This window comes from uncultured Pseudoflavonifractor sp. (genome assembly GCF_944387805.1).
Taxonomy (GTDB): Bacteria; Bacillota; Clostridia; order Oscillospirales; family Oscillospiraceae; genus Pseudoflavonifractor.
The window spans coordinates 1-12,899 of record NZ_CALXGI010000007.1; the positions used below are offsets into that span (position 1 = coordinate 1).

Here is a 12,899-nt window from a genome sequence, read left to right on the forward strand (position 1 = left end):
CCTTTAGGGGTATTGTCTGTATTATGCCCTTATAGGGCTTAATCAAGCCTCCGGCTTAGCCGGAGGTTGTGACTCAAGATTGACGAAAATGGGGGAAAGACATAAAATGAGAAAAACATGCTGCGGGAGGTGCTTTCCATTACCAAGAGAAAAAAGAGATTGCTCTGTGCCGGCGTACTGGCCGCGGCTGTGGCAGGACTGGCCGTGGGGCTGGACAGCCGGCTTACCGTGTCCCACTATCAGGTGGAGAGTGAAAAATTGAGCGGCGGGGTTCGGGTGGCGCTGATTACCGATCTCCACTGCTGCAATTATGGCGCGGGCCAGCGGGAACTGCTGGATGCAGTGGAGGCGGAGTCGCCCGACCTGGTGCTGCTGGGGGGCGATATTGTGGACGACGACCCCAGCCTGCCGGTGGAGAACGCCTATACTGTGGTGCGGACTTTGGCAGAGCGGTATCCCACCTATTATGTCACCGGCAACCATGAATTCTGGAGCGGCCATGTGGAGGAAATCAGGGAAACGATGGCTGACTGCGGCGCGGCGGTGCTGGCAGGCGGCTGGGAGGACGTGGAGCTCAACGGCCAGAGCCTGCGCATCTGCGGCGTGGACGACCCGGCGGTGGGTGAGGCGGAATGGACGGAACAGCTGGCCAAGGCGGGGGAGGGAGCGGACGGAAGATGCTTCACTATCCTGGTGACCCACCGCCCCGAGCGGGTGGAGACGTACCTGCAATATGACTTCGACCTGACTGCGGCCGGTCACGCCCACGGCGGCCAGTGGCGGGTTCCAGGGCTCATCAACGGCCTGCTGGCCCCTGACCAGGGGCTGTTTCCCAAGTACGCCGGAGGGCTGTATGACCTGGGAAAGCAGGTCATGGCGGTCAGCCGGGGGCTGGCCAGAGAGAGCACCCGGATTCCCCGCCTGTTCAACCGGCCCGAGCTGGTGGTGTTGGATTTGATACCCAAAGAGCAGAACTGAGCAAAAAATAATTTTGCATCGTGCAAAGATTTTTGAATAAAGAGACTGGTTTGCCAGCAAAAAAGCCAGATTTCATCAGAAGTTTTGTATAAAATTACGATTTTTGCCTATGCTGAAAAAAGACAGTTGCCCGAAATGGGATAAGTAGGGTACAATCAATAAGATAACAGGCTGTCAGAGCGCCAACCAGCAGAAAAGCCGGTGGGCTGTGCGCGGAGAAAGGGAACCGTTTCGGTTCCCTTTCGTGTAGCATGGAGAAGATTTTTTCTGTGTTTTGCGCTCTGGCAGCGGAACGATAGGAACGAAAGGCGTGATACAAGCGATGAAAGCGACCTTGATCCTGGCCAACGGCATGACCTTCGTGGGCCGCAGCATCGGCTCCACCGCGGACCGTGTGTGCGAGATGGTGTTCAACACCTCCATGACGGGCTATCAGGAAATCCTGACCGATCCCTCCTACGCCGGACAGGGCATTGTGATGTCCTATCCCCTGATCGGCAATTACGGCGTAAACCACGAGGATAACGAGTCCTCCCGTCCCTGGGCGGAGGCATTTGTTGTCCGCCATCTCACCACCCGGGGCAGCAATTTCCGCTGCGAGGGCGGCCTGAACGAGTACCTGAAACAATATGATATCACCGGTATTGAGGGCGTGGACACCCGCGCACTGACGAGAATACTCCGCAGCGAGGGGACCATGAACGGCATGATCACCTGTGCGGAGCATTTTTCTGTCCAGGACTGTCTGGAGAAGATCAGGGCCTACCGGGTGGAGGGCACCGTGGAGGCCGTGACCCGGAAGGCGCCCCAGGTGTATCCCGCCATGGGGGAGCAGCAGCTGCGGGTGGCCCTGATGGACTACGGCGTGAAGGAGAACATGATCCGCTGCCTCCAGAAGCGGGGCTGCCAGGTCACGGTGTACCCCGCCCACACCGGCGCCGAGACCGTCCTCACCGGCGGCTTTGACGGCGTGATGCTGTCCAACGGCCCCGGCGACCCGGCGGACAACACCGCCATTATCGAAGAGGTGAAGAAGCTCTACCAGTCCGACCTGCCCCTCTTCGCCGTCTGCCTGGGCCACCAGCTCCTGGCTCTAGCCACCGGCGCCCAGACCCGGAAGATGCGCTTTGGCCACCGGGGCGGCAACCACCCGGTAAAGGACCTGGAGCACGGCCGGGCCTATATCACCAGCCAGAACCACGGCTACGTGGTCACCAGGGAGAGCGTGGACCCGGCGGTGGCCGAGATCTCCCACGTGAACGTGAACGAGGGCAGCGTGGAGGGCCTGAAGTACAAGCGGCCCAACTGCTTTACCGTCCAGTTCCACCCGGAGGCCTCCCCCGGACCCATGGATACCGAGTATCTGTTTGACAACTTTGTGGACATGATGAAGCAGAAGGGAGGGGCGCGGTAATGCCCAAGAATCCAAACATCAAGAAGGTGCTGGTGCTGGGCTCCGGCCCCATCGTCATCGGCCAGGCCGCCGAGTTTGACTACGCCGGCACCCAGGCCTGCCGGGCCCTGAAGGAAGAGGGCGTGGAGGTGGTGCTGGTCAACTCCAACCCCGCCACCATCATGACCGACAAAGACATCGCCGACCACGTGTATATTGAGCCTCTGAACCTGGCCAGCGTGGAGCAGGTCATTGAGAAGGAGCGGCCCGACTCCATTCTGCCCACCCTGGGCGGCCAGACCGGCCTGAACCTGGCCATGAACCTCCACGAGCAGGGTATCCTGCAGAAGTACGGCGTGCGCCTGCTGGGCACCAGCCCCGAGTCTATCCGCAAGGCGGAGGACCGCCAGGGCTTCAAGGACGCCATGGAGGCCATCGGCCAGCCCTGCGTTACCTCCGACGTGGTGGAGAGTGTGGAGGACGCCGTGGCCTTCGCCGCCTCCATCGGCTACCCCGTCATTGTCCGGCCCGCCTACACCCTGGGCGGTACCGGCGGCGGCATCGCCTACGACGAGCCCTCCCTCCGGGAGATCGCCGACCGGGGCATTCACCTGAGCCGGGTGGGCCAGGTGCTCATCGAGCGGTGCATTTCCGGCTGGAAGGAGATCGAGTTCGAGGTCATGCGGGACTCCGCAGGCAACGTCATTCAGATCTGCTCCATGGAGAACATTGACCCCGTGGGCGTCCACACCGGCGACTCCATCGTGGTGGCTCCCACCCAGACCCTGGCCAACAAGGAGTTCCAGATGCTCCGCAAGGCCTCTCTGGACATCATCTCCGCCCTGGAGATCGAGGGCGGCTGCAACGTGCAGCTGGCACTGAACCCCGACTCCTTCGAGTACGCGGTCATCGAGGTCAACCCCCGTGTGAGCCGCTCCTCCGCCCTGGCCTCCAAGGCCACCGGCTATCCCATCGCCAAGGTGGCCGCCAAGATCGCCCTGGGCTACACCCTGGACGAGATCCCCAACGCCGTCACCGGCAAGACCACCGCCTGCTTTGAGCCCACCCTGGACTACTGCGTGCTCAAGCTCCCCCGCCTGCCCTTTGACAAGTTCACCACCGCCAGCCGCACTCTGGGCACTCAGATGAAGGCCACCGGCGAGGTCATGGCCATCGGCAACTCCTTCGAGGGCGCCCTGATGAAGGCCATCCGCTCCCTGGAGCTGCCCGTAAAGTCCCTGCGCCTGCCCGGTCTGGACGAGCTGTACACCGAGGAGATTGAGGAGCGGCTGGTGAACATCGACGACCAGCGGCTCTTCGTGGTGGCTGAGGCTCTGCGCCGGGGCTTCTCTCCCGAGAAGATCAACAAGATCACCAAGTACGACCTGTGGTTCCTGGACCGGTTCAAGCTGATTGTGGACATGGAGGACAAGCTGGACCACGGCCATCTGGACGCCGACACCCTCCGTCAGGCCAAGGAGATGGGCTTCTCCGACGCCTGGATCGCCGCCCTGTCCGGCAAGGAGCGGAAGGAGATCAAGACCCTGCGGGAGAGCTACGGCATTGTCCCCGCCTTCAAGATGGTGGATACCTGCGCCGCTGAGTTTGAGGCCCAGACGCCCTACTACTATTCCACTTATGACGAGGAAAATGAGGCCGCTGAGGAGCTCCACATGCCCCAGGTGGGGGAGATGGCGCCCCACATCCCCGAGGCGCCCTATCTTGCCGCCGTTACTTCCGCTCCCCACCGCACCGGGGGCGCCGGCGAGCGGAAGAAGGTGCTGGTGCTGGGCTCCGGCCCCATCCGCATCGGCCAGGGCATTGAATTCGACTACTGCTCCGTCCACTCCGTCTGGGCTTTCAAGCGCCTGGGCTATGAGACCATCATCATCAACAACAACCCGGAGACCGTGTCCACCGACTTCGACGTGGCCGACAAGCTCTACTTTGAGCCTCTGACTCCCGAGGACGTGGAGGCTGTGGTGGAGCTGGAGAAGCCCTGGGGCGCTGTGGTCCAGTTCGGCGGCCAGACCGCCATCAAGCTGGCTCAGGCCCTCACCGACATGGGCGTGCCCATCCTGGGCACCCCGGCCGACGGCGTGGACGCCGCCGAGGACCGGGAGCGGTTTGATGAGATTCTGGAGCAGTGCGGCATCCCCCGCGCCAAGGGCCGCACTGTTTTTACCACCGAGGAAGCCCTCACCGCCGCCCGGGAGCTGGGCTACCCCGTGCTGGTCCGTCCCTCCTACGTGCTGGGCGGCCAGGGCATGGAGATCGCCTACTCCGACAAGAACATCATCGACTTCATGAAGATCATCAACATGACCGTCCAGGAGCATCCCATTCTGGTGGACAAGTACCTGATGGGCCGGGAGCTGGAGGTGGACGGCGTATTCGACGGGGAGGACATTCTGCTTCCCGGCATCATGGAGCACGTGGAGCGCTCCGGCGTCCACTCCGGAGACTCCATCGCCGTCTATCCCCCTCTCCACCTGGAGGACAAGCACAAGGACATGATCCTGCGATACACCCGGGACATGGCCAAGCATCTGGGGGTCATCGGCCTTATCAACGCCCAGTATATCCTCTACAACGATGAGATCTACGTCATTGAGGTCAATCCCCGCTCCTCCCGTACCATCCCCTATATCTCCAAGGTCACCGGTGTGCCCATCATTGATCTGGCCACCAAGGTCATGCTGGGCCAGAAGCTGAAGAATCTGGGGTACGGCACCGGCATCTATCCCGAGGCCAGCTACTACGCTGTGAAAATGCCCGTGTTCTCCTTCGAGAAGCTGACCGACGTGGATACCGGTCTTGGTCCCGAGATGAAGTCCACCGGCGAGTGCCTGGGCCTGGCCGAGTCCTTCCCCCAGGCCCTGCTGAAGGCCTTCAAGGGCGCCAACATGAAGGTGCCCAAGCGGGACGGCCGGGTTATCGTCACCGTGAAGGATGAGGACAAGGGGGAAATCGTGGGTATTGCCCGGGGAATGGCCGATATGGGCATTGAGATCCTGGCCACCTCCGGTACTGCCGACGCCCTGGAGGCCGCCGGGGTCAAGTGCCGCCGGGTGGCCAGGGTGTCCGAGGCTCACCCCAATATTCTGGACATGATCGCCTCCGGCTCTGTGGATCTGGTCATCAACACCCCCACCCGGGGCCGCAAACACAGCTCCGACGGCTTCAAGATTCGCCGCTCCGCCGTGGAGCACTCGGTGCCCTGCGTCACCGCCATCGATACCGCCCGGGCTATCCTCACTGTCCGGGAGCAGGGCCGCAGCGCCGACCTGCGCCCCATCGACATCACCACCATTTAAAAGCAAAAATGTCCGCACCGGAGAATTTCTCCGGTGCGGACATTTCTTATCATTATCAACTGCGGTTTGCAAGAATCGCCGCTGGATTCTGCTCGGCGCAAATCCCGAGTTGTTCCAAATCGCTTATCCTGTGTTCCACGTGAGGACAAACTTCAACTCATACTTGTAAACTATCGCAACGGCCATTGCGTGTTCATGAATCTCTTAAAAGTGGTTACCTCGAGCGATGTAATCAGTACATCCACAGGAATTAGGGGGCTAAAGGCCTGTATCGTGTAAAAAGAGGGAACTGCCCCAATTATGCAGACAGTACAAAAGCTCTGGTAGGAACGAGCGAGGTTTAGTTGGAGAGACGCCGCTCCAGTCTCTCATCTCTGCTGGACCTGTCCGGGACAGGCACAGCGCTCTTTTTCAAGGCAGAATCTTGATGCGGTACCGTGAAGAAGAGAATGGAATAAGAAAAGACTTAACATGGGAGAAGAAACAGATAAATGGGAAATTGCTGGAAACAGTATGGGTAAAATGACGATTAAGGAAATTGTTAAATCTTTGGTATTGTGGTGATTACCTCTTTTCAAACGCCTGCCTTTGTAGTATGATTATCCCATAAAGGTATTAAAATCCCCTAAAACGACCACCAATATGGAGGTATATAAGTTATGTCCGATATGAGAAAGACAAAGATTATCTGCACGCTGGGCCCCGCCGTGGACAGCGAGGAAATGATCCGTAAGCTGATTCTTGCCGGCATGAATGCCGCCCGCTTTAACTTCTCCCACGGTACCCACGAGAGCCACCTGGCTCAGCTGACCAAGCTTAAGCGCGTGCGGGACGAGCTGGGCATCCCTGTGGCCGCCATTCTGGATACCAAGGGCCCTGAGATCCGCATCAAGACCTTCAAGGACGGCCGAATCGAGCTGAAGAAGGACGATACCTTCACCCTGACCACCGCCGAGTGCGAGGGCGATGCCAACCGCGTGTCCGTCACCTATGCCAACCTGCACAACGAGGTGGCGCCCGGCAATCACATCCTGGTGGACGACGGCCTGATTGACCTGCTGGTGCAGGAGGTCAAGGGCCAGGAGATCATCTGCCTGGTGGAGAACGGCGGCCCCCTGTCCAACAATAAGTCCATCAACATTCCCGATGTGCACATTCTGCTGCCCTCCCTCACTGAGAAGGACAAGGACGACCTGAAGTTTGCCGTGGAGAACGACTTTGACTTTATCGCCGCCTCCTTTGTCCGCAAGGCCAGCGACGTGGAGGACATCCGCGCTTGGCTGCATGAGTGCGGCGGAGACAACATCCGCATCATCTCCAAGATTGAGAACCGGGAGGGCGTGGACAACCTGCAGGAGATCATCGACGCCTCCGACGGCCTGATGGTGGCCCGCGGCGACCTGGGCGTGGAGATTCCCGCTCAGGAGGTGCCCATTCTCCAGAAGAAGATGATCAAGGCCACTATCATGGCCGGCAAGCCCGTCATCACCGCCACCCAGATGCTGGACTCCATGATCCGCAATCCCCGGCCCACCCGTGCCGAGGTCTCCGACGTGGCCAACGCCGTGTTCGACGGCACCTCCTGCGTGATGCTCTCCGGCGAGACCGCCTCCGGCAAGTACCCCATCGAGGCCGTTGAGGCCATGGTGTCCACCGTGACGGCTGCTGAGTCCGCCATCAATTACTGGGGCCGCTTCCGTGAGCGCAGCATCCGGCTCAATGTGTCCACCATCAGCGACGCCATTACCCACACCTGCTGCATGACCGCCATGGACCTGAACGCCACCGCCATCCTGGCGCCCACTGAGTCCGGCTATACGCCCAGAGTGATTTCCCGCTTCCGTCCCGCCTGCCCCATCGTGGCCGTGTGCCAGAGCGAGAAGGTCCGCCGTCAGCTGGCCATCTCCTGGGGCGTCCACTCCTATCTGACCGGCTTTGTGGACTCCACCGACCGCCTGTTCTCCATGAGCGTGGAGGTGGCCCGCAAGGAGGGCGCTGTGAAGTGCGGCGACACTGTGGTTATCACTGCCGGTGTGCCCATCGGCAAGAGCGGCACTACCAACCTGATTAAGGCTCAGGTGGTGTAAGCACAAGGCCAGACGAGAGAGCGGGGGAGCGATCCCCCGCTCTTGCCGATCCAAGCCTTTGTCTGTTGCAAAGGCTTGATGCGGGGCGGATTCACTCCGCCCCAGCAGATAAAAAGGACAGGGCTCCCGCGGAACGGGTTCCGCGGGACAAGAGCGGCACCACCAACCTGATTAAGGCTCAGGTGGTGTAAGCACAAAACCAGACGAGAGAGCGGGGGAGCGATCCCCCGCTCTTGCCGATCCAAGCCTTTGTCTGTTGCAAAGGCTTGATGCGGGGCGGATTCACTCCGCCCCAGCAGATAAAAAGGACAGGGCTCCCGCGGAACGGGTTCCGCGGGACAAGAGCGGCACCACCAACCTGATTAAGGCTCAGGTGGTGTAAGCACAAGGCCAGACGAGAGAGCGGGGGAGCGATCCCCCGCTCTTTTTCTGCCTGTGGGCGGTTCTCTGGGCCGTGCAGTGCATAGGATGGGGAGAAGAAAGGCGGGATACCCATCATGGAAAACCCTATTCTGCGCCGCCTCCGGGAGCGGCAGGGCGTAGAGCGCCCCGACCCGGTGTGGCTGCTTACCCTGCTGACAGTTCAGGCCCTGAATACGTATAGCCTGGAGGACTGGAATCAAGCCCTCTCCCTGGCGGCAGGACGGCGGATTTTCTGCCCGTCCTACCGCACGCTCTCAGCCTATATCCAGCGCCTGGCGGTGGACAGCCTCTGGTGAGAAAAGGCGGACAGGCGGAAATTCTACATGCCCACACTCACCTCCTGATTGCATTTCCTGTACGGGAAGGTTACAATGAACTCAGAAGCATAAAAAGGAGGTGCCTGGTATGAAACTGACCTTTTTCGGCGCGGCCAAGGCGGTCACCGGCAGCTGTCACTGCGTGGAGTGCGGCGGAAAGCGGATTCTGGTGGACTGCGGACTTCAGCAGGGGCGGGACGAGCAGGACAACAGCCGTCTGGACTTTACGCCCGGGTATATCGACGCCGTTGTGGTGACCCACGCTCACATTGACCACTCCGGCCGCCTGCCTCTGCTGGTCAAGCAGGGCTTTGACGGTCCCATCTACTGCACCCGGCTCACCGCCCAGCTGCTGTCCATCATGCTGCGGGACTCTGCCCACATCCAGGAGAGCGACGCCCAGTGGGAGAACCAGAAGGGCAAGCGGGCCGGCCGCCCGCCGGTGGAGCCGCTGTACACTGTGGAGGATGCGGAGCTGACCCTGAAGCAGCTGGTCTCCTGCGAGTACGGCCAGGAGCTGGACATCCTTCCCGGCGCCGCCCGCCTTCGTTTCACCGACGCCGGGCATCTGCTGGGCTCCGCCAGTGCGGAAATCTGGCTTACCGAGGGGGGCCAGACCCGGAAGATCGTCTTTTCCGGCGACATCGGCAACCACGACCAGCCCATTATCCGGGATCCCCAGTACATCCAGGAGGCAGACTACGTCCTCACGGAGAGCACCTACGGCGACCGGCTCCACCAGGGCAATGGGGAGTACAAAGAGCAGCTGGCGGACATCATCGACCGCACCCTGAGCCGCGGGGGCAACGTGGTGATTCCCTCCTTTGCCGTGGGCCGCACCCAGGAGCTGCTCTACTTTATCCGGGAGATTAAAGAGGAGAACCTGGCCCCCAACGCCCCCAACTTTCAGGTCTGCGTGGACTCCCCCCTGGCCCGGGAGGCCACCCGCATCTTCTCCGGCGACCTCCACGGCTACCTGGACGAGGATGCCCTGGAGGTGGTGCGGGACGGGGAGGCCCTGTTCACCTTCCCCGGCCTGACCCTGGTGGAGAGCAGCGAGGAGTCCAAGGCCCTGAACACAGACAAGACTCCCAAGGTCATCATCTCCGCCTCCGGCATGTGCGACGCCGGCCGGATCCGCCATCACCTGAAGCACAACCTGTGGCGCAGGGAGTGCACCGTGGTCTTTGTGGGCTATCAGGCCGAGGGCAGCCTGGGCCGCCGGCTGCTGGAGGGGGCCAAGGAGGTCAAGCTGTTCGGTGAGACCATTGCCGTCAACGCGGAGATTACCCAGTGCCACGGCCTGTCCTCCCACGCCGACCGGAACGGCCTGCTGGCCTGGATCAACTACTACAACCCCAGGCCCAAGGAGGTCTTTGTGGTCCACGGCGACGCGGAGGTCACCGAGATCTACGCCAACACCCTGCGGGAACAGGGGTTCTCCGCCCACGCCCCTGAGTATGAGGAGGTCTACGACCTGCTCTCCGGCAAGGTGCTGGCAGCGGGGATTCCCCAGCCCAGAAAGGCCGCGCCCCAGGACGCCGGTTCTCCCGCTTACCGCCGCCTGGAGGAGGCGGGAGAAAAGCTCATGGAGGCTATTCGCAGCAACAAGGGCGGGGCCAACAAGGATCTGGCCAAGTTCGCCGACCAGATCCGGGCGCTGGCGGAGAAATGGACGCGCTGATGGGAACAAAAAAGAGGCTGGAGCGCTGCTCCAGCCTCTTTTTGAATGAAATTACAGCTTGAAATCTTCGTCCTTCAGCTTGCTGAAGTCGGGGGCTACCGGCCTGGGGGGCACCCGCTTGAAGGGGTCGTAGTGAAATGCGCGGCAGCGGTCCCCGGGGGATACCACTCCTTTCTTGGCGCACAGCAGGTTCTCTTCGTCCAGCGGCGCGGAGCGGGTGCAGTAGGCGCAGCGGGGTTCAATGGATTTTTGAAACAGCATGTCAGTTCCCTCCGGAAGGCGTTTCTTTTCCTGCCTACCAGTATACCGCATTCCGGCGGGATTTTCCACAAAAACCGGGGAGAAAGGGGAAAAACAGACTTCACACCCTCCGGCAGCGCCGAAGGGCGGCGGCTGCGGCGGCAAAGAAGAGGAGCCACACAACCCAGGCGGACACGGTGGAGATGACCAGGGCGGTGTGAAAGTCCAGCCCGGCGATGGAGGCCACCTGGTCGGCCAGGTAGGAGGCGGCGGGGGCCTCAAAGGAGAACAGACGGGACAGTCCCGCCACAAACAGGGCGGACAGTCCGCCGTGAAGGAGCTTGCCAACCAGATAGGTCCGTACGCTCAGGCCGCTGCCGCCGATGAAGGACAGCACCTGGCAGTGGACGGACACCCCGGCCCAGCCCAGCATAAAGGCGGCCATGGACAGACGCCCCGCCAGAGCCCCGGAACCGGACAGAGTCCACACGCCGGAGGAGATCTCCAGAAAGCCGGTAAGCAGCCGTTCCGCCCACGCCTGAGAGAAGCCCAGGGGGGACAGCAGAGTCCCCAGGACCCGGGACAGGCCGGAGAGAACCCCGGACAGGAAGAGCAGCTTGATAACCACAGTGAAGAACACCACAAAGGCGCAGATGTTAAGGGTGGAGAGAAAAGAGCTCTTGATGGACCCGGTGAAGGCGGCGGTGAAGCGCTGGGCCTGAAACCGGGGCGCAGGGCGCTCCCTGTCCCGTTTGGCGCCGCCCGCCTTGTAGAAGCGGAAGAGAATGCCCACGCACAGCGACGCGGCGGCGTGGGCCAGGTAGAGCAGCAGGCCTATTTTGCTGCTGCCGAACACCCCCGCTCCCACCACGCCCAGGATAAAGGCGGGGCCGGAGTTATTGCAGAAGGAGAGCAGCCGTTCCGCCTCAGTGCGGGAGCACATGCCCTTCTCGTAGAGGCTGATGGCGGTCTTGGCGCCCACGGGGTAGCCGCCGATAAAGCCCAGGGCAAACGCGGAGGCGCAGGCGCCGCTGACGTTGAACAGGGGGCGCATGACCTTCTCCAGAGCCCGCCCCAGGTAGCTTGCCAGGCCCAGCTCCACCACCAGGGAGGACAGAACAAAGAAGGGAAACAGGGAGGGAATGATCACATTGTAGCACAGTGTCAGTCCGTCCCTGGCGGCCGCCATGGCCTCCTGGGGGTAGAACATGAGCCCCAGGGTGGCGCACAGCAGGGCCAGCCCCAAAATGGCGTCCCGCACTCCCTGCCTGGCCAGCAGTTTGGATATCATGCTCCCACCTCCCGTCCAGACAGGATATGCGCCCGCTGGTTGTCCCTATGCCCGCTTGCCCCTGAGCGGCAGGTAAGATATAATGGAGAAGAGAAAAAGGAGGGAGCGCCGTGGAGCAGCATGAGATTACAGCACCCATCCCCCTGCTGGACGAACAGGGCAACCTGACACAGGCGGGATACGCCAAAAGGCTTCTGCCGGTGTACGACCGCAGCAAGGTAAAGGGAGGGCTCACCCGGCTGAAGGAGTGGGACTACTACCTGGTGATGAACGACCATTTCGCCCTGGCCCTCACCATTGCGGACAACTCCTATATGGGCCTGGACTCCATCTCCCTCCTGGACTTTGATCAGGGCTGGCAGGTGACAAAGAGCCCCATGCGGCTTCTGCCCATGGGCCGCACCGGCCTGCCCTCCACTTCTGAACAGGGGGACACGGCGGTGTCGAGGAAGGGGTACGGCCTCTTCTTCCGGGCCGGCGGGGACAAGCGGCTGCTGGTGGCCCACATGGACAATTTCCGGGATGGTCAGGCGCTGGACGCCCGGGTGGTGCTCACCGACGAGCCGGAGGAGTCCATGGTTATCTGCACCCCCTTTGACAAGCCGGGGCACTTCTACTACAACCAGAAAATCAACTGCATGCGGGCCTCCGGGGCTGTCACCCTGGGGGATAAGACCTACACCTTCCGCCCGGCGGACTCCTTCGGCACCCTGGACTGGGGCCGTGGGGTGTGGACCTACCACAACACCTGGTACTGGGGCTCCGCCTCCGGTCTGGCGGACGGGGTGCCCTTCGGCTTCAACATCGGCTACGGCTTCGGGGACACCTCGGCGGCCACCGAGAACATGCTCTTTTACGGCGGAAAGGCCCATAAGCTCTCCAGGGTGGCCTTTCACATCCCACAAAAGGGCGGCCGGTACGACTACATGGCCAACTGGACCTTTACCAGCGACGACGGCCGCTTTGAAATGGACTTCCAGCCCGTTCTGGACCGGGCGGCCTGCACCAGCGTGGGGGTGCTCAAGTCCGACCAGCACCAGGTGTTCGGCCGCTTCACCGGCCGGACGGTGCTGGACGACGGCACAGCGGTGGAGCTGCGGAACTTTATGGGCTTTGCCGAGCGGGTGGAAAACAAGTGGTAAAGACAGCAACAGGGGCGCGTCACAGGA

The 12,899-nt window shown here is 61.6% G+C and carries 9 protein-coding genes; 7 read left to right on the plus strand and 2 right to left on the minus strand.

What is annotated here, in order from left to right; genetic code table 11:
* Positions 1-117 precede the first annotated feature (117 nt).
* The 6 genes from Q0K06_RS03255 to Q0K06_RS03280 all read left to right on the plus strand — a co-directional run bounded on the left by Q0K06_RS03255 (position 118) and on the right by Q0K06_RS03280 (position 10,199).
* A complete protein-coding gene (locus Q0K06_RS03255) occupies positions 118-978 on the plus strand; it encodes a metallophosphoesterase (protein WP_294548539.1) in 861 nt (286 codons plus the stop codon).
* A 322-nt stretch (positions 979-1,300) separates the two neighbouring features.
* Positions 1,301-2,392, plus strand: a complete 1,092-nt coding sequence (locus Q0K06_RS03260; protein WP_294548542.1) for a carbamoyl phosphate synthase small subunit — start codon at positions 1,301-1,303, stop codon at positions 2,390-2,392.
* Positions 2,392-5,688 (plus strand): carbamoyl-phosphate synthase large subunit, encoded by a 3,297-nt coding sequence (gene carB / locus Q0K06_RS03265; protein WP_294548545.1) that lies wholly within the window; start codon positions 2,392-2,394, stop codon positions 5,686-5,688. The genes Q0K06_RS03260 and carB overlap by 1 nt, the downstream gene beginning before the upstream one ends.
* A gap of 659 nt (positions 5,689-6,347) precedes the next feature.
* A complete protein-coding gene (pyk, locus tag Q0K06_RS03270; protein WP_294548548.1) occupies positions 6,348-7,775 on the plus strand; it encodes a pyruvate kinase in 1,428 nt (475 codons plus the stop codon).
* Between the two features lie 497 nt (positions 7,776-8,272).
* Positions 8,273-8,494 (plus strand): hypothetical protein, encoded by a 222-nt coding sequence (locus Q0K06_RS03275; RefSeq protein WP_294548551.1) that lies wholly within the window; start codon positions 8,273-8,275, stop codon positions 8,492-8,494.
* Positions 8,495-8,603: 109 nt separating this feature from the next.
* Positions 8,604-10,199, plus strand: coding sequence for an MBL fold metallo-hydrolase (locus tag Q0K06_RS03280; RefSeq protein ID WP_294548554.1), 1,596 nt, complete (start codon positions 8,604-8,606; stop codon positions 10,197-10,199).
* Positions 10,200-10,250: 51 nt separating this feature from the next.
* Here the strand turns inward: Q0K06_RS03280 and Q0K06_RS03285 are convergent, their stop codons facing one another.
* Together Q0K06_RS03285 and Q0K06_RS03290 are read right to left on the minus strand one after the other, a co-directional pair.
* On the minus strand, positions 10,251-10,460 hold the full coding sequence (locus tag Q0K06_RS03285) for a hypothetical protein (protein WP_294548557.1): 210 nt from the start codon (positions 10,458-10,460) through the stop codon (positions 10,251-10,253).
* A gap of 100 nt (positions 10,461-10,560) precedes the next feature.
* Entirely contained in the window at positions 10,561-11,730 is a 1,170-nt protein-coding gene (locus Q0K06_RS03290) for a nucleoside recognition domain-containing protein (protein ID WP_294548560.1), read from the minus strand.
* A gap of 110 nt (positions 11,731-11,840) precedes the next feature.
* On the opposite strand from Q0K06_RS03290, the gene Q0K06_RS03295 reads away from it, so the two are divergent.
* Positions 11,841-12,872 carry a DUF2804 domain-containing protein gene (locus tag Q0K06_RS03295; RefSeq protein ID WP_294548563.1) on the plus strand — a complete coding sequence of 344 codons (1,032 nt, stop codon included), beginning with the start codon at positions 11,841-11,843 and terminating at the stop codon, positions 12,870-12,872.
* Positions 12,873-12,899: the final 27 nt, after the last annotated feature.

Excerpts from the sequence above, each read along its gene's own strand:
- Q0K06_RS03275 (WP_294548551.1), top strand. The coding sequence starts at position 8,273 with ATGGAAAACCCTATTCTGCGCCGCCTCCGGGAGCGGCAGGGCGTAGAG.
- Q0K06_RS03285 (WP_294548557.1), bottom strand. The coding sequence starts at position 10,460 with ATGCTGTTTCAAAAATCCATTGAACCCCGCTGCGCCTACTGCACCCGC.
- Q0K06_RS03280 (WP_294548554.1), top strand. The coding sequence starts at position 8,604 with ATGAAACTGACCTTTTTCGGCGCGGCCAAGGCGGTCACCGGCAGCTGT.
- Q0K06_RS03255 (WP_294548539.1), top strand. The coding sequence starts at position 118 with ATGCTGCGGGAGGTGCTTTCCATTACCAAGAGAAAAAAGAGATTGCTC.
- Q0K06_RS03290 (WP_294548560.1), bottom strand. The coding sequence starts at position 11,730 with ATGATATCCAAACTGCTGGCCAGGCAGGGAGTGCGGGACGCCATTTTG.
- carB (WP_294548545.1), top strand. The coding sequence starts at position 2,392 with ATGCCCAAGAATCCAAACATCAAGAAGGTGCTGGTGCTGGGCTCCGGC.
- Q0K06_RS03260 (WP_294548542.1), top strand. The coding sequence starts at position 1,301 with ATGAAAGCGACCTTGATCCTGGCCAACGGCATGACCTTCGTGGGCCGC.
- pyk (WP_294548548.1), top strand. The coding sequence starts at position 6,348 with ATGTCCGATATGAGAAAGACAAAGATTATCTGCACGCTGGGCCCCGCC.